A 22,119-nucleotide genomic window follows, 5' to 3' on the forward strand; every position below is an offset into this window, starting at 1 on the left:
CAAAGCTAAAAATTTTTATAAAGGAGATTTAGAAAATGAAAAAGTGGAAAAAATTACTTCTTCCTGCAATGTGTGTATTTATGCTGCAGACACCAGTAATTGCAAATGCAGAGGTAGCTGGCAGCAGTGATGGAGCAGCCGCTGTAGTCGAAAATCCGGTTGCAGCTCCCACACCTGCATTATTAAATGGAATTATTAAGAAAGGTTCCAAAACCTATTATTACAAAGACGGCGTAATGCAGAAAAACTGCTGGAGCACAGATAAGAAACAGTACTTTGGCAAAAACGGAGTGGCTTATGCAGCGCCGAAGGAGAGCGGTTATAAGAAAAATGTTGTAGTTAAGAAGATTGGCAAAAAGTACTATGGATTTGACCGAAATGGATATAAAGTAAAAAAAGGTGTATATGCAGACCTGAAAGGAACCCCTTATTACTTTGATAAGAATGGTGTACGTGTAGCCAAGAAGAGCAGCCAGCTGAAAAAAGCCAGCAAATATATGGAAAACGGTGTGAAACTTCGCAAACTTCTTGGCAAACCCTCCAAGACCAGATCCTATTCCAGCTGTATGAATGGTGTAAGCAAAGATATGAAACTGACATATGCAAATATCTATGTATCACTTGGAAAAAAAATCAGCGGTGGTGAAATCATATACGGTATTCAGCCCCGATAGAATATGCAGATTGCAAAAATGATATTTGGAGCCGGATTTTTAGATTAACGGACTCTAAATAATAAAAGAAATATAAGATTGGAGAAAATAAATATGAGAAAGATTACCAAAACATTGGCAGTTGTTCTGTCACTGAGTATGACACTTACAATGGGAACTCCTGTATTTGCAGAAGGAACCGCGGACAGCAGTACTACTGTGACAACTGTAGTTGAAGCTCCGGTTGTTACACCTACACCTGCGCAGGAAAACAAACCACCGAAAACAGGTTTCTACAAAAAAGCAGGTAAGACCTATTATTACAAGAATGGAAAACTTGTAAAAAACAAATATGGCTACAAAATCAAAAATAAATATTATCATATCAACAAAAAAGGTGTGGTAACCACAGCTTCCACAGCCGAGAAACTGGCAGCAATCCGACTTAAAAAATGCGGTGGAAACCTTAAAAAAGCATTTACCTGGAGCTCCACAAAAATTAAATATTTCGGCGGCGTAAAGAAACCGGGAAAAAGTAAGAATGCAGTTGAATATTATGCAGCGTATGGCTTTAAATATGGCAAAGGTGACTGCTATGTAATGGCTGCAACTTTTGCTATGATGGCGAAAGTAAAAGGGCTGAATGTTAAATTTGTTATGGGTTCTGTGCCGCAGCGCAACGGCAAAGACGGCGAGCATGCATGGTGCGAGATTAAATCCGGCAAAACCACTTATGTATATGATCCGAACTTTGCATATACATACCGCAATAACCCAAATGTCAACAGTGGATACAAATTCAAATACGGTGCCAAGGGAACTTACAAATATAATGAAAAAAGAACAAAAATCAGCTTCTGATTTTTTATAACTAAAAAGAATGACATAAGGAGATTGATCATGAAGAGAAAATTATTAATGGCATTATTAGCAGGCACATTAGCCATTGCAGCTCCGGTAAGCTGCTTTGCGGCAGAGACAACTGAAGTAGCTGAGGCAGATGCTGCAGAAGACAGCTCTGATGAGGAAGAGGATGCAGATGCAGAAGAGGCAGATGCGGAATCAGCTGATTCTGATGATACAAAAGAAGAAAAGACCGCTGCCAAAAAGAAAGAAGACTTAAAAACAGTTGGCGAAAAGACAGAAGGCTGCATTGCTTTTAAACTGAGAAATGGTACAGGCAAAAAGATTACAGGACTTGCGATCAAGACTGCTGATGAGACAGAATTTCCTGAGAATATGATGGAAGCTGACGACGTATTTGAGTTAAAAGAGAAGAAGAGAGTATATTTTTCCAAAGAAAACAGTGAAGCAGAGACAGCGGAAGAAACTTCTGAGGATACTGCTCCAACTTATGATATGCAGCTTACCTTTGAAGACGGAACAACAGCAGATGTTCACGGTATTGTACTTGAGGATCTTGGTACCCTTACTCTTCGCGAGAAGGATGGAATTATTTATGGTACTTATAAACTGAAGAGCACCAAAGAGAAGAAGAGTACATACGATACTGAGAAAGCAATCGCTGACCAGGCAGCTGCTGATGCAGCCGCAGCTCAGGCAGCAGCAGACCAGGCGGCAGCTGCACAGCAGACAGAGAGTTATGATTACTCCTACGACAACAATGATTATTCCTATGATTACGGCGGTGGGGATGATTATAGCGGCGGTGATGACGGCGGAGACGGCTGCCTGGATAATGGTCTTTTAAATTAAAAAGATTTGCTTCCTATAGAGGGGCACACCATATAGGACTTTCAGTTGCTTTGCAACTCAAATACAGGACATGGCTCTTGCACTGTGAGGAGCAGTGCAGAGCCATGTCCGGTTTAGGAGAAAAATATGTCGTTAGTATCTAATCTGTTTATACTATTTGTGGCGGCAAGTGTACTTATTTACTATCTTGTCCCACGCAGATTTCAGTGGATCGTTCTTCTTGCTTTCAGTTATATCTATTACATAGCAGGCGGTCCCCGTTACGTTGTCTTTATTCTTTTTTCCACCATTGTAACCTGGCTGCTGGCTCTTCTCATTGAAAAAACAGAAGGAAACGGCAATCACAAAGGTGCAAAAAAACTTTTAATTCTTGGGCTGATTCTCAATTTCGGGATGCTTGGCGTGGTAAAGTATACCAACTTTACAATAGAGAATATCAACGCCCTGTTTCATTTACATTTAAGAGGAATTGAACTTCTGTTTCCCCTTGGAATTTCTTTCTACACATTTCAGTCTTCCGGATATCTTCTGGATGTATATTGGAAGAGATGTAAGGCAGAAAGACAGCCGTTTAAGTATGCGCTGTTTGTATCTTATTTTCCCCAGATTTTACAGGGACCTATTGGTAGATACAGTCGTCTGGCAAACCAGCTTTATGCAGAGCACAAATTTGAAAGTCAGAATATTGTCAGAGGGTTTGAACGAATTCTCTGGGGCTTTTTTAAGAAGATGATTCTTGCAGATTGGGCTGCGGTTTTTTCAGATGCGATTTTTTGTGATCCGGAGAAATACAATGGAGTTGCTCTGCTTGGAGTATTATTTTATCTGATTCAGATTTATGCAGATTTCTCTGGTGGAATGGATGTTGTGATCGGTATTTCTTCTATGTTTGGAATTGAATTGGATGAGAACTTTAAAAGACCTTATTTTGCAGTATCGACTGCAGATTTCTGGCATCGCTGGCACATCACCCTTGGAACCTGGATGAAGGATTATGTATTCTATCCGGTTACATTATCTCGTTGGATGAGTAAATTCGGTAAGAAATGCAAAAAAGTATTTGGTAAGAAAATCGGCCGTGCTATTCCAATTGGTGCAGCAAATCTGATTGTATTTTTCCTTGTGGGTATCTGGCATGGAGCTGCATGGAAATATATCGTATATGGTATGTATAATGGTATCATTATTGCATTTAGTGGAATTATGGCTGATAACTATCGCAGTTGGAAGAAAAAACTGAATATTTCCGGTAAAGAAACCTGGTATTACGTATTTACAGTAGTCAGAACGTTTATACTGGTTCTTATTGGTAATTATTTTGATCGGGCAGACAGTGTAGGACAGGCTTTTCTTATGATGAAGCAGTCCCTGACAAGTTTTGCTCCATCTCAGCTTCTTATGATTCCGGCAGGTAAACAGGGGACTGCATTTACTCCTTATGCTCTTTTGATCATTGGTGTTTTATGTGTGATTCAGTTTATTGTCAGTGTACTTCAGGAAAGAGGAGTGAAAATTCGCGAGTCTCTTGCAAAGCTTCCTTTACCTGTTACAGCTGCCATTTATTTTTGCATGCTGGTATCCATTGGCTTGTTTGGTTCCACTGCAGTAGCGAGAGGTTTTATTTATGCACAATTTTAAGAAAATCGTAAAGACAGTACTGGTACTTGCTGTGTGTATAACACTTCTTGTAGGATTGGATATGGCGCTTTATCCATGTACCTTTATGAGGAATGATATTCATGCAGTGGTAAATAATCAATATGATGACATTATTCTGGGAACTTCTCACGGAATGACAGATATTGATCCGGCAGTAATGGAAGAAATTACAGGAAGAACTGGTCACAATATGTGCGTTGGAGGAGAATATGTAATTGACGCGTATCATATTGCGAAGCTGATTGCAGAGAAGCAGAAGCCTACCAGAATTATTTATGAAGTGGATCCGGAATATCTGGTTTCCAAAAAAGAAGAAGGAAACAATTATCTTCTGTTTTATCACGAGTTTCCTTTCTCAAAAGCTAAATTGGAATATTTCTGGAATTCTATTGCGGACTGCAATTTCAGAACTGTTCTGTTTCCGTGGTATGAATATTCACTTAGCTATGAGCTTGGAAAAGTAAAGGAAACTTTTTCTCAAAAATGGAATAAAGATTATGATATTTCCCATTTAAAGAGCGATACCCAGGAATACCATGAAAGTGGCCTGATTGAGCGTTATCCGGTTGATACAACCAAGCTGAAAATGCAGTCTATGAAGGATTTTACAGAAGCTCAGGTAAAACCGCAGAATATGGAATATCTTGGAAAGCTGATTGATTTTTGCGCGGAAAATAATATTGAATTTGTAGCTGTAACTACTCCGATTCCAATTGATACACTGAAAGTTTACAGTGATAATTTTAATGCGGCTTCAAAATATTTGGGAGAGTATTTTAATCAAAAAGGAATTACTTACCTGAATTTTAATACACAATACTTCAAGGCATTTTCTCACGACTTAAGCAGTTATACGGACTATAATGGTCATATGAATGGAAATGCTGCAAAAGAGTATTCCAAAGTGTTGGCAAATATTTTAAACCAAATTTAATATATGGAGGTGTCATATGCCAAGAATTATGACAGATTTTCTGGATGATGCTGTAAAAACACATCCAAATAAAGCTGCTTTTACAGAAGAAGCAAGATCCCTTACATATAAAGAGCTTCAGGAAGAGGCTTACAGGATTGCAATGCCGATTATAAAGTCGGGATTTCGTAAGAAACCAGTAGCCCTTTATTTTGATAAATCCATTTACTGTATTTCATCAATGATGGCAGTCGCTTATAGTGGCAATTTTTATTCTGTAATTGATACGGAAATGCCGGTTGAGCGAATTAATAAAATATTTGAAGTACTTGAGCCAGAACTGGTACTTACAGACAGAAAGCATTTTGAAAATGCAAAAGAGTTTTTTTGTGAAGACAGGATTATTGTTACAGAGGAATTAAATGATTCTGAAATATTTGAAGAAACAATTGAAGAGAGTAAAGCAAAGATTCTGGAGACGGATGTGCTTTATGTCCTTTTTACTTCTGGATCGACAGGAGTTCCAAAAGGCGTAGTCACACCTCATAAAGCAATCACCAGTTACATAGTTGCATTGGTTTCAGACTATAAAATGGACGATACCTATGTACTGGGTGTTCAGGTTCCGTTTTACTATGTTATGACAGCTCTTGATATTTATGGAACAATTGCAGCCAAAGCACATGCTTACCTGATTCCCAAAAGCAAATTTCTTTTCCCAGCTTATCTGGTTCAATATTTGTACGAAAATAAGATTAATTTACTTAGCTGGGTTCCATCTGCACTTTGCATGATAGCTAATACAAATGCATTTTCTGTAGCAGATCTGTCAGCAATCAGACTCATTGTTTTCGGCGGTGAAGTTATGCCAATAAAACAGCTGAAGGCATGGCAGCAAGCGGTTCCGGATGCTGTATATATTAATGCATATGGTTCTACTGAGATTACAGATGGATGTACTTACTATATTGTAGACCGGGAATTTAAAGATGAAGATATCCTTCCAATCGGCATTCCGTACAGCAATTGTGATGTTCTTGTGATTGATGAGCATGGCAATCCTATAACAGAAGGTGTTGGTGAGTTGGTTGTCAGAGGAAATTCAGTAGGATATGGATATTATAAAGATCCCGAAAAGACCGCGGAAGTATTTATTCAGAATCCACTGAATTCTTGTTATCCGGAAACAGTATATAAAATGGGCGATCTGGTACGTTTCAATGAGTATGGTGAATTGGAGTACTATGGTCGCAAAGATTTCCAGATTAAATATATGGGAAGAAGAATTGAACTCGGCGAAATTGAGGCAAATGTAAGCAGCATTGATGGAGTAGATGAAAATTGTTGTGTATTTGATTCGGCTAAAAAGAGAATTGTGTTATTCTATTCTGGCGCAATTGACGATAAAACATTGCTAAAAACATTAAGGTCAAAATTACCGGATTATATGCAGCCAAGAAAAATCAATCATTTAGTTGAAATGCCTCATAATCAGAATGGAAAAATTAACAGAAAACTTCTGGCAACACAGATTAGCTGAACAGTAACGTATAAAGAAGTGAAGCTTTCTTCGTATTGAAATGATTTAGGATTTGTGTTATGCTCGTAATTGGAAAATAAATGTATCCTGCTTCAGCAGGTATTTGTGCAAAAACGATAATTGGAAAGCGAGGAAACAAAAATGGACAAATTAATAGAAATTCTTGAGGATATTAAGCCAGGGGTAGATTATGAAACCTGTGATACTCTGATTGATGATGGTTTGCTTGATTCTTTTGCAATTTTGTCAATTGTCAGCGAACTTCAAGATGAGTTTGATATTGCTATTACTCCGGCAGATATTATTCCGGAGAACTTTAACTCTGCAACGGCGCTTTGGGAAATGGTCTGCCGTCTGAAAGACTGATTTGAATGTTGTAGTACATAAGGGGAAGAAAGTATGCAAAGGATAAGAAAAATTCTTGCCATTGCCGCGATATCTGTAATGACTGTTTGCACAGTACCTGTTCAGGCAGAAAATGGCGGTGCTTCTGATACAATTCAGATTCAGCCAGTGACAGTGAAGAAAAGCGGTTTTATAAAAGAAGGTACAAAATACTTTTTCTATGATAAGAAAGGCAATAAACTGAAAAGTAAATGGAAAACCATTCAGAAAAGACGTTACTATTTTAAAGCTGATGGAACAGCAGCAGTTGGTGGAACAAAAATTGGAAAATACACATATGTTTTTGATCTCCAGGGAAGATTGCTCAAGCCATCAAAGTCGAAAATTGTACAAGTAGGAAAGCAATTATATTATGTAAACAAAAAAGGACAGGCAATAAAAGGATTTTTCAAAATCGGAAACAAACTCTACAGAGGCGACATTAAAGGACGTCTGACAAAAAACAAAACGGTTGCAAACGTTACCTTTAACAGCAAGGGATATGCCAAAAATGATTTAAATGCCAAACTAAAGATGAAACTTATGACTATAATTTCCAGAATTACGACTACAGAAATGAGTAAATCTGAAAAGCTTTATTCCTGTTGGCGATATCTTACCAGCAGTGGAAATTTCTATTATTCAACATACTGGCCGGATCTGAATAAAAAAGGATGGCAGCGTGAGGTTGCATATAACATGCTTACTACAGGCGGTGGAGATTGTTATGGGTTTGCCTGCACATTTGCAGCGATGGCACGAGAATTGGGATATAATCCGTATGTAGTTCTTGGTCGCGTTTCTGGTACAAGAGATGGTGCTGCGGATGGTCTTACCAGACATGGATGGGTAATGATTGATGGAGCATATTATGATCCGGAAGCTCAGTTTGCGGGCTGGTATCGTGGCGTGTATGGTAATGGAAGTTATGATATCAATCATACAATCAGCCGCTATATAAGGTATGCTTCATAAAAATCTCTGTAACTGTAACATGATTATGAGATTGATCTTTTAACAGGTGCCAAATTTTATAGATTTTTTTACAATTCCATGGTATCATTATCTTAAATGAAGATAGTGTTTCCATGGGATTTTTTTTGAGGTGACGTATCAATGAAACAGCTAAGGGTGAATAAAATTACTGAGTATCTGGAAGCTAAGAAAAATTTTGAAAAGGATTATATTGGAATTGAAGAGCAGGACATAGATGATATAGATACAAATTATTTTATTGCGTATGCAATTTTCTTCGTTTTGTTTTGATGAAGATGAAAATGGGCATAAGAGTGTTATTGACGGTGTGGAAAGATTAACTACAATCCATGAGTTTGTTCAGAACAAATCATGGATGGACAATCAGGTTGGAGATGGTAAAAAAGTACTTGTTGGGAGAATTGGAGGTCATCCATATTAAAGAATGACGGTATAAAATTCTCACAGGATTAAGGAAAGAGAGGATGTTAGTGAGTAATAGAGAGTCAGAATTTAGCAAAGTGCTCAACACGGGTGATGTTTTGGTCGTAGCATTTGGTGCTATGATTGGATGGGGATGGGTTGTGTCCTCTGGTCAGTGGATTACCAGTGGTGGAGTTCTTGGAACGGTACTTGGATTTATTATTGGCGGTATTATGATCTACTTTGTAGGTTTGTGTTATGCCGAACTGACTACCGCAATGCCGAAATGTGGTGGTGAACATGTATTTAGCTATAAGGCATTTGGCTCTATTGGAGCCTATATATGTACATGGTCTATTATTTTAAGCTACATTGGCGTTGTATGCTATGAGGCAGTATCATTTCCAACTATCCTTCAATATGTTTTTCCTAAAATAGCCAGAGGATATTTATATTCGGTTGGCGGATTTGATATATATTTTACATGGCTGCTTATTGCAATTGGAATGGCGCTGTTAATTCTATTCCTCAATATTATTGGAATGAAGAAAGCTGCAAGATTTCAGAAAATATTAACTTGTGTAATTGCGGCAGTAGGAATCGCACTGGTTGCAGGAGCTGCATATTCAGGAAACGTAAACAATCTTCAGAATCAGTTATTGGTTGGAGACACCAATGGCGAAATTATTCAAAATATTGCAAAGGTCGCTATAATGACGCCTTTTTTTCTTTTTGGATTTGATGTTATACCACAGGCAGCTGAAGAAATTAATGTTCCTTTGAAAAAATTGGGGAAGATGATGATTCTTTCTATCATTATGGCGGTTTCTTTCTATGTCCTGGTTGTTCTGGCTGTTGGATATGTTATGAATGCAGAACAGATCAAGACATCAATGCTTTCTGCCACCGGCCTTGTAACTGCCGATGCAATGGGTGTTGCATTTAATAATGCTAATATGGCTAAAGTCCTGATAATTGGTGGTCTTTGCGGTATTGTTACCAGTTGGAATTCGTTCCTGATTGGCGGGAGCAGAGCTTTGTATTCTATGTCTGTTTCCTATATGCTTCCCAGGAAATTTGCTGTACTACATAAGAAATACAATACACCTGTGAATTCATTGCTGTTAATTGGGGCATTATCAGTTATTTCCCCGTTTTTTGGCCGGTCAATGCTTGTGTGGATTGTTGATGCAGGAAATTTTGCCTGCTGTTTTGCTTATTGCATTGTATCACTGTCCTTTATAGTTTTAAGAAGGAAAGAAGCTGATATGAGGAGACCATATAAGGTAAAACACTACAAATTTGTAGGAATAGTTGCAGTTATTATGTCAGGAACCATGTCCGCCATGTATATTATTCCGGAGACGAATTGTACATTGGTCTGGCAGGAATGGATTATTGTCGGTGGATGGATTCTTTTAGGAATTATAATGGCGTATATTAGTAAAAAGAAATATGGCGATAAATTTGCGAATCTTATAAAGTGAGAATAAGTTAAGTTCTATCTCGTTTTATTTATACAGGGGAAGAAAAATGGGAAAGAGAATGCAGGCTGGATTACCATTAAAGGGAAAAAGTTGGCATTAAATAAAAATGGAAAATTGTACACAAACCGTTGGTATAAGGGCTATTATCTTACAGCCAACGGAACAATCGCTACAAGTCAGATGGTTTCAGAGAATGTGTATGTAAATGAAGAGGGCAGGAAATGTGCCAAAGAAGAGGTACGTCTGGGAAAACTGAAGAAGAAACTCCAGTCCACCGTAAATGGGTACAGCGGCAACTGGTCTGTGTATGTGGAAAATCTGAAAACAGGGGATATTTTGTCTATTAATGAAACCAGTATGTATCCAGCCAGTGTAATCAAGCTTTTTGTTATGGAAGCAGTTTATGCCAGCGGCAATAAGAAGCGGATCAACCTGAATGGAACAGTGAAAAGTCTTCTGAACAGTATGATCACGGTCAGTGACAATGAGTGCTATAATGAGCTTGTAAGGACACTTGGAAATGGCAGTTTTTCATCAGGGTGCAATTATATTAACAAGTATTTGAAAAAGCAGGGGTATACGGGCATAAATGGAATCAAGGAAATTTTCCAGTATAGTGTATAATTACCTGAACTAGAGCGCGTTTGAAACAGGCTTTGGAGCCTGTTATTTCTCGGTTATCAGAATACATCGTGGAAGTGTGACCGGAAAACAAACCACGTACACATCATGAAAAATATTATCACCTATTTCTCTTGCAATCTCGTTATGGTTAGTTTATACTAATTACAGAGTTAGGGATAGCTAACCTAACGGTGTAAATCATTTGGACTCCTTATTATGACAGAAAGACCGCTGACATAATATGATGCGGATTGCGGCTGGACTTTTCCGGGAAGTAGTTCGCGAAGGAGTTCCTTTGAAAAATGAAAGGAGTATACATACCATGGATTACTTAGAAATTGAGAAAGTCATTGGAAGAGAAATTATGGATTCCAGAGGAAATCCTACAGTAGAAGCAGAAGTTTATCTGGTAGATGGAACCATCGGCAGAGGAGCTGCTCCCAGTGGCGCTTCTACAGGCGAATTTGAGGCTCTGGAGCTTAGAGATAATGATAAGAACAGATACCTTGGAAAAGGTGTTACAAAGGCTGTAGAGAACATTAATACATCCATCAACGACACAATCTCAGGAATGGATGCATCCGATATTTATGCAATTGACAAGGCGATGATCAAAGCTGACGGAACCAAAGACAAATCAAACTTTGGTGCAAATGCAATCCTGGCTGTTTCCATCGCATGCTGCCGTGCAGCTGCAACATCCCTTGATATCCCGCTTTATCGTTTCCTCGGTGGTATTTCCGGAAACCGTATGCCAGTACCGATGATGAACATTGTAAACGGCGGCTGCCATGCACTTTCCTTAGGACTTGATGTGCAGGAGTTCATGATCATGCCAGTTGGAGCACCAAGCTTCAAAGAGTGCTTAAGATGGTGTGCAGAAGTTTTCCATGCTCTTGCAGCTATTCTGAAATCAAGAGGACTTGCAACATCTGTTGGTGATGAGGGTGGTTTTGCACCGGCTCTGAAATCTGACGAGGAAGCCATTGAGACAATACTTGAGGCTGTTAAGAATGCAGGATATGAGCCTGGAAAAGATTTCATGATCGCTATGGATGCTGCATCTTCCGAGTGGAAGACTGGCAAGCTTGGCGAGTACAAGCTTCCGAAGGCCGGCACTGTTTACACATCTGACCAGCTGATCGACCACTGGAAAAAACTGGTTGACAAGTATCCGATTATTTCCATCGAGGATGCTCTTGATGAGGAAGACTGGGAAGGATGGAAGAAGCTTACCAAAGAACTGGGAGATAAAGTGCAGCTGGTAGGTGATGACCTGTTTGTAACAAATACAAAGAGACTTTCCAAAGGTATTTCTCTTGGATGCGGCAATTCCATCCTAATCAAGCTGAACCAGATCGGATCTGTATCAGAGACTCTTGAGGCAATCAAGATGGCTCATAAGGCTGGCTATACAGCAATTTCTTCCCATCGTTCAGGTGAGACAGAGGATACTACGATTGCTGACCTTGCAGTAGCATTAAATACCTGCCAGATCAAGACCGGTGCTCCGTCCAGAACAGAGCGTGTTGCAAAATACAATCAGCTGCTCCGTATCGAGGAAGAGCTTGGAGATGCAGCAGTATATCCGGGAATGAGCGCATTCAATGTAAAACGCTAATGTTCCGCGAAGTGGTTACTGACTGCAAAGTGAACAGTAACAGATTTACGAGATGATTTCACAGATGTAATCTACCTTATACCCCCTTAAGTAGTGTTATAGAAAAATTCCCCTGCCAGGAAAGCGTGGTTCCATGGCAGGGGGATTTTTAGGATTATTTATTGCGATTTACAGGTGATGTTCCGTGAATAATGTTATTGCAAACCGTATAATTATTTCATTCTGTTATTACAGGAATACATATTTCAGAACAAAGATAACAGCCAGAGCATACATAAGCGGGCTGATCTTTTTGTCTTTAGCTTTTCCGGTACAGACGTTGATGATAACGTAAGAGATAACGCCAAGTGCAATACCTTCGGAAATGCTGTACAGGAACGGCATTGCAATGATTGCGATAAATGCCGGAATCGCTTCTGTAAGGTCGTCAAAGTCGATCTTGGTAACAGAGGTCAGCATAAGGAATCCAACCACGATCAGAGCCGGAGCTGTGGCGAAGGAAGGAATCGCCAGGAAGATCGGGGAAAGGAACAAGGAAAGTGCGAACAAAATAGCGGAAACAAGTGAAGTAAGACCTGTACGTCCGCCCTCTGCAACACCGGAAGCGCTCTCAACAAATGTAGTAACAGTAGAAGTACCGCACATTGCACCTACAGTAGTACCAACAGCATCGGAAAGAAGAGCACCTTTGATTTTTGGAAGCTTACCGTCTTTGTCCAGCATGTCTGCCTTGGAAGCAACACCGATCAGAGTTCCCAGAGTATCAAACATATCTACAAATAAGAATGCAAACATGATAACGATAAAGTCAAGTGAGAAAACTCCTGCGAAATCCATTTTCATAAAGGTAGGAGCCATACTCGGTACGGAAATTCCATTGGAAAAATCCGGGAGAAGACTGTAGAAACCTGCATCCGGATTTGGAACATAAAGTCCCACAAACTGACAGAGGATTCCAAGCGCCCATGTAATAAGGATGCCCCACAGGATACCGCCTTTTACATTCTTTACAAGAAGAATGCCGGTAACCAGTACGCCAATCAGGGCAAGAAGAACAGTGATTCCAAGATAATTGAAAGAACCATCTGACATGGAGCCCTTAAAGGAGAACATGCTTACCAGTGTGGAATCATTGTTTACAACGATCTTTGCATTCTGCAGACCAATAAATGCGATGAAAAGACCGATTCCAACAGAAACTGCGTGTTTCAGTGTCATAGGAATGGAGTTAAAAATTGCTTCACGTACATTAGTAAGGGAAAGCAGGATAAAGATGATACCTTCCACAAATACAGCAACCAGAGCCTGCTGCCAGGAATAACCCATGCCAAGAACTACGGTATATGCAAAGTATGCATTCAGTCCCATACCAGGTGCCAGGACAAACGGGTAATTGGATAACAGTGCCATCAGGCAGGTTGCAATGAAGGATGAAAGTGCAGTAGCAGTAAAGACTGCACCCCGGTCCATTCCGGCAGCGGAAAGGATGTTGGGATTGACAGCGAGGATGTAAGCCATGGTCATGAATGTGGTAATACCGGCCATGATTTCGGTCTTCACGTCAGTGTGGTTTTCCTTCAGGTGAAAAAGTTTTTCAAGGTTCATAAATGTACCCCCTTCTTTTTGCGGCACTTAAGTGCCGTTTTTTATAGTTTACAGGAATGTCTCGTCTGTTGCCTGGTGCAGTTTAGTAAATAACTATTTCACTCCGCAGATAAGTAAATGAAAATAGTTATTTCATGAAAACGACACTAGCCACGCGTGCAACATGGACTCCTGCAAATTTCAGCGTCTGTATATTTTGCAGCTGATACATATTCAGGAAGAATAATTTTCGTCCAATTTCTACAAAATAAACGTCAGCGATACTTATACTTACATCTTTGTGTGTTTATTTATATATTTGGCTTTGTATTTAGAATATACAATCGTCTGATCTTTATACAGTCCATAATATCCGGAAGCCGCATAGCTGATAGAAACGGCGATCAGATAGAAGGACACTCCCTTAAAGCCAAACATTTCAAAGGCAATCAGAATAGAAGTAATCGGGCAGTTCGTCACACCACAGAAAACAGCAGCCATTCCGCAGGCTGCGCAAAGGGAGGGAGAAAGCCCTATCAGCTGTCCTGCCATGCATCCGAAAGTGGCGCCTACGCAGAAAGACGGAACGATTTCGCCTCCGCGAAAACCAGCCTTCATAGTCAGTGCGGTAAGGAGCATTTTCCAGAAGAAAGCCATATAATCGGTGTCTCCGGTCTCCACTGCTTTCTCAATAAGCTCAGCACCGGCTCCCATGTAATCCGTAGTTCCAAGAATCAGTGTAATAAAAATAACCAGAACGGCACCGGCCACTACCCGTGCATATTTATTAGAAAAAAACCGGCCGTAGAATCTGGCTGTCTCATTTAAAATAATACAGAAGACAATACTGATCACTGCACATCCAAGGGCTACAACGCCCATTTTCAGCCCTGTTTCCAGGGAAAGTGCAGGAATATTTACTACGTGAAAAGCTTCCGGCGTAACGCCCATACCAGCCGCAAAATGGGATGCGATCAAAGATGCAATCATACAGGGCATAAGAGCTGTATAATACATAACCCCTACACTGACCACTTCCAAGGAAAAAACAGCTGCAGCCATTGGTGTGCCAAATAGTGCAGAGAAAGCAGCACTCATACCACACATAACGATCACATGACGGTCTTCCTCATCGAGATGGATCCATCTGCCAAGAAGATTGGCAATGCTGCCACCCAACTGAATAGCTGCACCCTCACGTCCTGCTGAACCACCGGCAAGATGTGTCAATGCAGTCGAAATAAAAATCAGCGGACCGGATCTCCAGGGCACATCATCCTGGGAACGGACTGTAGAAAGGACTTGATTCGTGCCGCCATCGTCTTTTCCGAATTTCTCATAAAGAAATACGATGCAAAGTCCGAATAGGGGCAGGAGAAAAAAGGTCCACAGATGTGCCTTGCGGTAACCGGTCACTGCCTTCAGCACAAAAGAAAACAAAGTACTGAAAGCTCCCGCTATACATCCTACCACCACTGCCAGAAGCAGCCACTTAAGCAGGTTCCCCATGTCACGTCTGATAGCTCCGGAGTAATAGTGAAATTTTTCCTCCGGAGTCTGCCTGTTGTCTTTTTCCATATTATTTTCGTCCTCTCATGTATAGTTGTGACTTACTCCATTTTGTCACCTGAAATAATTGTTTGATATTACTGGAAAATTCCTTTTATAAATACGAATTTATGCGTATTTTCATTATACTATATATGCTCAGAAAAAGCGACAAAAATTTTTGAGAATTTCAAAAATTGTCTATAATTTTAAAGCAGATTGGAAAATGGAAACATAATTTATTATAAGTTTCTTTTTATCGGGGAAAATAATGGAAAAATCTTTTTATACCGGAAAAGGAATCGGTGTGTGTATTCTGGATACCGGGATTTATGAGCATATAGATTTTACTGGCAGGATCTGGACTTTTTATGATTTCCTGGATTTTAAAAGGAGACCTTATGACGATAATGGACATGGCACCCATGTAGCCGGGCTGGTGGCAGGAGATGGCACTGCTTCCATGGGAAAATACAGAGGCGCAGCACCTGGCTGCGGAATCATTGCTCTGAAAGTGCTTGACCGTTATGGAAATGGAAGTCAGGATGACGTGCTTCGGGCTCTTCGGTGGATTCGGGAATACAGGCAGCAGTACAGGATCCGGGTGGTAAATATTTCTGTGGGAACTACCTGTAACTCAAAAAGAAACCATGCCAGGCTTCTGGAAAGTGTGGAGCAGCTGTGGGATGAAGGAGTGGTAGTGGTCACAGCTGCCGGAAACCAGGGACCAAGGCCGGGCAGTATTACAGCTCCGGGAAGCAGCAAAAAAGTGATCACAGTGGGCTCCAGCGATTTGTTGGAAGGGCGCAGTGCTATTTCAGGGAGAGGACCAACGGCGGAATGCGTGTGCAAGCCGGATATTGTGGCACCTGGAAATAAAATTATGTCCTGCGTGCCTGGAAAACCTTATTCCTATGGTGTGAAAAGCGGCACCTCTATGTCTACGCCTCTGGTGACAGGTGCTATTGCTTGTGCTTTGGAAAAAAATCCTGCACTTACCAATACGGATATCAAAACTATGCTGATGAATAGTGCAGATGATATGGGACTGCCTCAAAACCTGCAAGGGTGGGGGAAATTTAACCGCAGAAAGTTTCTGAAAATGTAAAAGCAGCCAATTGTGTGAAAAGGATTTCTGCTTAAGTGATTTGAAGAAATGTACGAAAAAGAATACACAAACTTTGATAAAGAATTATCACTTTACAGTATAAAAGCACTTGACGAAGTCGCTTTAAGTGAGTAAAATGGACAGCAAGAGTTCCAAGAGATGAGGAGGAAATATCTATGGAAAACAGACGTGTTTCTATGAATCGCCACACAAACCTGCTTCAGTTAGAGGAGCATATGTATCCGCTTGTGGATGTTGCAACTCCCAATGTATTCCGAAATCTTTTTCCATATTCTGAAGTACCGAAAATTGCATTCAACGACCGAGTTGTTCCACATCATATGCCAGATGATATCTGGATCACCGACACGACATTCCGTGATGGCCAGCAGTCCAGAGCACCATACAGCACTGAGCAGATCGTAAGGATTTATGATTACCTTCATAAGCTGGGCGGACCGGAAGGAAGGATCCGTGCTTCTGAATTTTTCCTTTACAGTAAGAAAGACCGTGATGCTGTTGAGAAATGTATGGAGAGAGGCTATGAGTTCCCTGAGGTTACCAGCTGGATCCGTGCAAATAAGAAGGACTTCCAGCTTGTCCGCGATATGGGTATGAGAGAGACCGGTATCCTGGTAAGCTGTTCCGATTATCATATTTTTTATAAGATGAAAATGACACGTAAACAGGCGATGGAGCATTATTTAAGCATTGTAAAAGAATGTCTGGAAATCGGTGTTTCTGTCCGTTGCCATCTTGAAGACATTACACGAGCTGATATTTATGGCTATGTTATCCCATTCTGCCTTGAGCTGATGAAGCTTCGCCAGCAGTACGGCATTCCGGTTAAGGTTCGCTGCTGTGATACCATGGGCTATGGTGTTAACTATCCTGGTGCCGTGATCCCTCGTTCTGTACCTGGTATTATTTATGGTATTATGGTTCATGCAGGCGTTCCTTCTGAACTGATCGAGTGGCATGGACATAATGACTTCTATAAGGCAGTCAGCAACTCCACAACAGCATGGCTGTATGGTGCGTGTGGTGTTAATACTTCTTTATTTGGTATCGGAGAGCGTACCGGAAATACACCTCTTGAGGCAATGGTATTTGAATATGCACAGCTTCGCGGAAACCTTGGAGGTATGGATACAACTGTTATCACAGAGCTTGCTGAGTACTATGAGAAAGAGATTGGCTACCACATACCGGAAAGAACTCCTTTCGTTGGAAAGAACTTCAATGTAACAAGAGCTGGTATCCACGCCGACGGACTTCTAAAAAATGAGGAAATCTATAACGTATTTGATACCGAAAAATTCCTGAACCGCCCGGTTGAGGTTGCCGTTTCCAATACTTCCGGAGCTGCCGGAATCGCACACTGGATCGACAGCCATTATCGACTGAAGGGTGACCAGAAGGTTGATAAGAACAGTGAGCTTGTAAAGATGATCAAGTCCTGGGTTGACCAGCAGTATGAGGATGGCCGTGTTACTGTGCTTTGCGATGCAGAACTGGAAGCAATTGTAGCAGAGACTTGCCAGAGACTTGGAATTAAGTTAAAATAGGGTTGCTGCGGACATAGTTCACAGTTACCACAAAACATATACTAGGAGGTAATAATGGGTAAAATTCAAATGCAGACCCCTCTTGTTGAGATGGATGGGGACGAGATGACCAGAATTCTGTGGCAGTTGATCAAGGATGAGCTTCTTCTTCCTTTTATTGATCTGAAGACAGAATACTATGATCTTGGACTGGAATACAGAAATGAGACTGATGACCAGGTAACCATAGATGCAGCGGAAGCCACCAAGAAATACGGAGTTGCTGTTAAATGTGCCACCATTACCCCGAATAAAGCCAGAATGTCTGAGTACAATCTGAAGAAAATGTACAAAAGCCCTAACGGAACTATTCGTGCAATCCTGGATGGAACTGTTTTTCGTGCTCCCATTGTGGTAAAGGGAATCGAGCCGTGTGTGAAGAACTGGAAGAAACCTATCACCATTGCCCGTCATGCTTACGGCGATGTATATAAGAATACCGAGATGTACATTGACAAACCAGGAGACGCTATGCTGGTATTCAAAGGAGAAGACGGCGAGGAGAGAACGGAGCTGATCCATCACTTTGATACTCCAGGCGTGATCCAGGGTGTTCACAACCTGGACAAATCCATTACCAGCTTTGCAAGATGCTGCTTTAATTATGCCTTAGATACGAAACAGGATCTGTGGTTTGGCGGCAAGGATACCATTTCCAAAACATACGATGGCAAATTCAAAGAAATATTCCATAATATTTATGAAGCTGAGTTTAAGGAAAAATTTGAGGCCGCAGGCATTACGTTCTTCTATAGTCTGATCGATGATGTAGTAGCCCGTGTAATGAAAGCAGAAGGCGGATTTATCTGGGGCTGTAAGAACTATGACGGAGATGTTATGAGTGATATGATTTCCTCTGCATTTGGTTCTCTGGCAATGATGACTTCTGTACTGGTTTCTCCGGATGGATATTATGAGTATGAGGCAGCTCACGGAACTGTACAGAGACATTACTATCGTCATCTGAAAGGAGAGGAGACCTCTACCAACTCTGTAGCAACAATCTTCGCCTGGACCGGTGCTCTGAGAAAAAGGGGTGAGCTGGATCAGAATCAGGAGCTTATAGAGTTCGCAGATAAGCTGGAGAAAGCAACCCTTTCCACCATCGAAGGCGGACAGATGACCAAAGACCTGGCACTGATTACTTCCTTAAAGGATGTAAAAGTCCTTAACAGCCGCGAGTTTATTCTTGCAATCAGAGAGAAGCTTGAGACCATGTAATAAAACAGACAGCTTTTAAAAGCTATTTGAAGTAAAAATGTTAATATTGTTATAAAAAACAGGAACGGTTTCGGATATTTATATTCGAAATTCGTTCCTGTTTTTGAAATAAATATGAAATGTAAGGCTCAAAAGAACAGGTTACTGGTAATTTATGCCAGCTCCTCCCATTTTTCATAAAGCCCTTCCAGTTCTTCTGCTATAGCAGCTTTTTCCCGGCTGAGCTTCGTGCATTCTGCCACATTCGTACAGATATCTGGCAGAACCATGGTTTCATCAATTTCTTTATCCCTTGCTTCCAGCTCTTCAATCCGTGCTTCCACTTTCTTCAGCTCATTTTCCCGTTTTCTCTTCAGAGCCTGTTCCTCTTTCTGCTGCTGCCAGGTGAGTTTGGTTTCAGAAACGTTTTCCTTAACTTCCTGAGCTGCGGTCTCCTGAACAGGAGCATAAATCCGGGTCATCTCATCCTTCTTTTCCAGATAGTAATCATAATCACCGATATAATTGACAATGGCCTGGTTGGTCAGATCCATAATGCGGGTAGCAGTCTGGTTAATAAAATAACGGTCATGGGAAACGTAGAGGACAGTTCCTGTGTAGCTGTTCAGTGCTTCCTCCAGAATCTCCTTGGATGCAATATCCAGATGGTTGGTAGGCTCATCCAGTATCAGGAAGTTGGCTTCTGAGAGCATCAGCTTCGCCAGGGAAACACGGCCGCGTTCACCACCGGAGAGAGAGGAAATCGGCTTAAACACATCATCTCCTGTGAAAAGAAAAGCAGCCAGCATATTGCGGATTTCAGTCTCAGTGAGAGTCGGATACGTGTCTGATATCTCCTGGAAAATAGTTTTCTCCATATGCAGAACATGATGCTCCTGGTCATAATAACCGATCTGAACCTTGGAGCCAAGGGCAAACCGTCCGGCGTCAGCTGCTACGATTCCATTGAGAATTTTCAGAATTGTAGTCTTGCCAGTGCCATTGTTTCCAATCAGAGCCACACGCTCTCCGCGCTTGATCTCAAAATTAATATCGGTAAATAAGGTCTGTCCCGGGAAAGCCTTGGAAAGTCCTTCTACAGTAAGTACATCATTTCCACTGATAAAACGTGGTTCCAGGGAAATACGCATCTGGTTATCAATTTCAATTGGTTTCTCAATGCGCTGGATCTTGTCCAGCATTTTTACACGGCTCTCAGCACGCTTAATGGATTTCTCACGGTTAAAGGAGCGGAGCTTGGTGATAACAGCCTCCTGATGTTTGATCTCTCTTTGCTGGTTCAGGTAAGCCTTGTACTGGGCGTCACGCAGCTGCGCTTTTTTCAAGGCATAAGCGGAATAGTTGCCTTCGTACATTCTCATCTGGGCAGCCTCGATCTCCACAATCTTGGTAACTACCTTGTCCAGAAAATAACGGTCATGGGAAACGATAAATACAGCACCCGGGTAGTTAAGAAGATAGGTCTCAAGCCATGCGATGCTCTCCATATCCAGATGGTTGGTAGGCTCGTCCAGAAGGAGAATATCCGGTTTGGAAATCAGAAGCTTGCCAAGTGCAACTCGGGTTTTTTGACCTCCGGAAAGGTTCTCAATCTGTTTGCCGTAGTCTTCTTCTTCAAATCCAAGACCTTTTAAAACTCCTACGATTTCACTTTTATAAGCGTAGCCGTTTTCCAGCTCAAACTGGTGCGTCAAGCGGGTATAGCTGTTCATCAGGCTCTCAAGTTTGTCGCCTGCTACGTATTTCATTTCCTGTTCCAGAGAACGGATTTTGTCCTCCATATCCAAAATGTATTGCTTGGTGGTCATCAGTTCTTCGTAAATGGTGTGATGACCGTGGATATCCTGGTACTGGGCCAGATAACCGATCTTCTTATCCTTGGCAATGACCACCTGACCGGAATCCGCGGAAATCTCCTCCATGATAATACGAAGAAGAGTTGTTTTCCCAGCACCGTTATTGCCGATAAGAGCGGCCTTTTCCCGTTCTTCTATGTGAAAAGAAGCATCCTGCAGGATCACCTTTTCCCCAAAAGATTTGCAGATGCTCTGACATGATAAAATCATAAGTTCCTCCTTAAAAAGGCGGTTCTGTATACACAGAAACAGCATTATTAGAATGTTCAATAGTATATTATACTTGAAAAATTTATTTTTTGAAAGAATAATTGTCAAATCACAAAAAAAATTGCAAAAATTTGTAATTCTGCACAACTTTAATTGACAAGAAAATAACATTTCGGTATAATTGACATAGTGTTACGCGGGCTGCCGATTACAGGTAATGTTCCGCGATGCGTTTTTAGCGGAAAATTACAGGCAGCGGAAACAAGGAGGGGAACATTTTGGATGCAAAAGAGATCTCAAAGGCGGTAATTAAGAGATTGCCAAGATATTATCGCTATCTGGGGGAGCTGATGGAAGAGAAGGTGGAACGTATATCTTCCAACGACTTGAGTAAAAAAATGCATGTGACTGCTTCACAGATCCGACAGGACTTAAATAATTTCGGCGGTTTTGGACAGCAGGGATATGGATATAATGTAGAATATCTTTATACAGAAATTGGTAAAATACTGGGACTGGACACCATTCATCCCATGATCATCCTGGGTGCAGGTAATCTGGGACAGGCACTTGCCAATTATGGAGACTTCGAAAAACGTGGCTTCCGTCTGGTAGGGATTTTTGACGTAAACCCGGTTTTGGAGGGGATTTCCGTTCGCGGGATTGAGATCCAGATGGTTAGCAGTCTCCCGGAATTTATCAGGGAGAATCAGGTGGAGATTGCCATTCTGACCCTGCCGAAGAATAAGGCCAAGGAGATGGCGAAGGTTCTTATTGACAATGGAATCAAGGCAATCTGGAATTTTGCCCATACAGATCTTGACGCCCCGGAGGATGTGATCGTAGAGAACGTTCATCTGTCCGAGAGTCTGATGGCACTGTCTTACAACTTAAGCCAGTATCGTAACGAACATAAAGAAAACAAAGAATAAAAGTCAAAGAGGACTGCTGCTTGTCTCGCTGAAGGATTTACAGGAGACCGGGCGGCAG

General features: G+C 41.1%; 19 protein-coding genes. 16 read left to right on the plus strand and 3 right to left on the minus strand.

The window, feature by feature from the left end:
- Positions 1 to 35: 35 nt before the first annotated feature.
- From I2D69_RS07720 to eno, 12 genes are all read left to right on the plus strand, one after another.
- Positions 36 to 674 (plus strand): hypothetical protein, encoded by a 639-nt coding sequence (locus tag I2D69_RS07720; RefSeq protein WP_173718667.1) that lies wholly within the window; start codon positions 36 to 38, stop codon positions 672 to 674.
- Between the two features lie 93 nt (positions 675 to 767).
- On the plus strand, positions 768 to 1,514 hold the full coding sequence (locus I2D69_RS07725) for a transglutaminase domain-containing protein (RefSeq protein WP_202017098.1): 747 nt from the start codon (positions 768 to 770) through the stop codon (positions 1,512 to 1,514).
- A 39-nt stretch (positions 1,515 to 1,553) separates the two neighbouring features.
- Entirely contained in the window at positions 1,554 to 2,369 is an 816-nt protein-coding gene (locus tag I2D69_RS07730) for a hypothetical protein (protein WP_173718668.1), read from the plus strand.
- Positions 2,370 to 2,495: 126 nt separating this feature from the next.
- The gene (locus I2D69_RS07735) at positions 2,496 to 4,007 is read left to right on the plus strand and encodes an MBOAT family O-acyltransferase (protein WP_173718669.1); all 1,512 of its coding nucleotides are present in this window, start codon (positions 2,496 to 2,498) and stop codon (positions 4,005 to 4,007) included.
- Positions 3,994 to 4,962 carry a hypothetical protein gene (locus I2D69_RS07740; protein ID WP_173718670.1) on the plus strand — a complete coding sequence of 323 codons (969 nt, stop codon included), beginning with the start codon at positions 3,994 to 3,996 and terminating at the stop codon, positions 4,960 to 4,962. Before I2D69_RS07735 ends, I2D69_RS07740 begins: the two co-directional genes overlap by 14 nt.
- Positions 4,963 to 4,978: 16 nt before the next feature.
- Positions 4,979 to 6,481, plus strand: a complete 1,503-nt coding sequence (locus I2D69_RS07745) for an AMP-binding protein (RefSeq protein WP_173718671.1) — start codon at positions 4,979 to 4,981, stop codon at positions 6,479 to 6,481.
- Between the two features lie 141 nt (positions 6,482 to 6,622).
- Complete coding sequence (locus I2D69_RS07750; protein WP_148462587.1) at positions 6,623 to 6,847, plus strand: acyl carrier protein; 225 nt, start codon at positions 6,623 to 6,625, stop codon at positions 6,845 to 6,847.
- A gap of 33 nt (positions 6,848 to 6,880) precedes the next feature.
- Positions 6,881 to 7,840 carry a transglutaminase domain-containing protein gene (locus I2D69_RS07755; RefSeq protein ID WP_173718672.1) on the plus strand — a complete coding sequence of 320 codons (960 nt, stop codon included), beginning with the start codon at positions 6,881 to 6,883 and terminating at the stop codon, positions 7,838 to 7,840.
- A 141-nt stretch (positions 7,841 to 7,981) separates the two neighbouring features.
- Positions 7,982 to 8,131, plus strand: coding sequence for a hypothetical protein (locus I2D69_RS07760; RefSeq protein WP_173718673.1), 150 nt, complete (start codon positions 7,982 to 7,984; stop codon positions 8,129 to 8,131).
- A 194-nt stretch (positions 8,132 to 8,325) separates the two neighbouring features.
- Complete coding sequence (locus tag I2D69_RS07765) at positions 8,326 to 9,750, plus strand: APC family permease (RefSeq protein WP_207739488.1); 1,425 nt, start codon at positions 8,326 to 8,328, stop codon at positions 9,748 to 9,750.
- 90 nt (positions 9,751 to 9,840) lie between these two features.
- The gene (locus tag I2D69_RS07770) at positions 9,841 to 10,374 is read left to right on the plus strand and encodes a serine hydrolase (RefSeq protein ID WP_173718674.1); all 534 of its coding nucleotides are present in this window, start codon (positions 9,841 to 9,843) and stop codon (positions 10,372 to 10,374) included.
- 322 nt (positions 10,375 to 10,696) lie between these two features.
- Positions 10,697 to 11,995 carry a phosphopyruvate hydratase gene (gene eno / locus I2D69_RS07775; protein ID WP_195379694.1) on the plus strand — a complete coding sequence of 433 codons (1,299 nt, stop codon included), beginning with the start codon at positions 10,697 to 10,699 and terminating at the stop codon, positions 11,993 to 11,995.
- A 228-nt stretch (positions 11,996 to 12,223) separates the two neighbouring features.
- Here eno and I2D69_RS07780 read toward each other — a convergent pair whose 3' ends face one another.
- The gene (locus I2D69_RS07780) at positions 12,224 to 13,600 is read right to left on the minus strand and encodes an NCS2 family permease (RefSeq protein WP_173773234.1); all 1,377 of its coding nucleotides are present in this window, start codon (positions 13,598 to 13,600) and stop codon (positions 12,224 to 12,226) included.
- 270 nt (positions 13,601 to 13,870) lie between these two features.
- Positions 13,871 to 15,157 (minus strand): chloride channel protein, encoded by a 1,287-nt coding sequence (locus I2D69_RS07785; protein ID WP_173735602.1) that lies wholly within the window; start codon positions 15,155 to 15,157, stop codon positions 13,871 to 13,873.
- Between the two features lie 241 nt (positions 15,158 to 15,398).
- Here I2D69_RS07785 and I2D69_RS07790 point away from each other — a divergent pair, with 241 nt between their 5' ends.
- The 3 genes from I2D69_RS07790 to I2D69_RS07800 all read left to right on the plus strand — a co-directional run bounded on the left by I2D69_RS07790 (position 15,399) and on the right by I2D69_RS07800 (position 19,063).
- Positions 15,399 to 16,235 (plus strand): S8 family peptidase, encoded by an 837-nt coding sequence (locus tag I2D69_RS07790; RefSeq protein WP_173718678.1) that lies wholly within the window; start codon positions 15,399 to 15,401, stop codon positions 16,233 to 16,235.
- A 176-nt stretch (positions 16,236 to 16,411) separates the two neighbouring features.
- On the plus strand, positions 16,412 to 17,803 hold the full coding sequence (locus I2D69_RS07795) for a 2-isopropylmalate synthase (RefSeq protein ID WP_195379695.1): 1,392 nt from the start codon (positions 16,412 to 16,414) through the stop codon (positions 17,801 to 17,803).
- A gap of 54 nt (positions 17,804 to 17,857) precedes the next feature.
- Positions 17,858 to 19,063: an NADP-dependent isocitrate dehydrogenase gene (locus tag I2D69_RS07800; protein WP_195379696.1), complete on the plus strand. Its 1,206-nt coding sequence runs from the start codon at positions 17,858 to 17,860 to the stop codon at positions 19,061 to 19,063.
- Positions 19,064 to 19,215: 152 nt separating this feature from the next.
- On the opposite strand, the gene I2D69_RS07805 is transcribed toward I2D69_RS07800, so the two are convergent.
- Complete coding sequence (locus tag I2D69_RS07805) at positions 19,216 to 21,129, minus strand: ABC-F family ATP-binding cassette domain-containing protein (RefSeq protein WP_195379697.1); 1,914 nt, start codon at positions 21,127 to 21,129, stop codon at positions 19,216 to 19,218.
- Positions 21,130 to 21,407: 278 nt separating this feature from the next.
- On the opposite strand from I2D69_RS07805, the gene I2D69_RS07810 reads away from it, so the two are divergent.
- A complete protein-coding gene (locus I2D69_RS07810; RefSeq protein ID WP_118578406.1) occupies positions 21,408 to 22,061 on the plus strand; it encodes a redox-sensing transcriptional repressor Rex in 654 nt (217 codons plus the stop codon).
- Positions 22,062 to 22,119 lie beyond the last annotated feature (58 nt).

This window comes from Ruminococcus sp. D54t1_190329_F1, assembly GCF_015551645.1.
GTDB lineage: Bacteria > Bacillota > Clostridia > Lachnospirales > Lachnospiraceae > Blautia_A > Blautia_A faecis.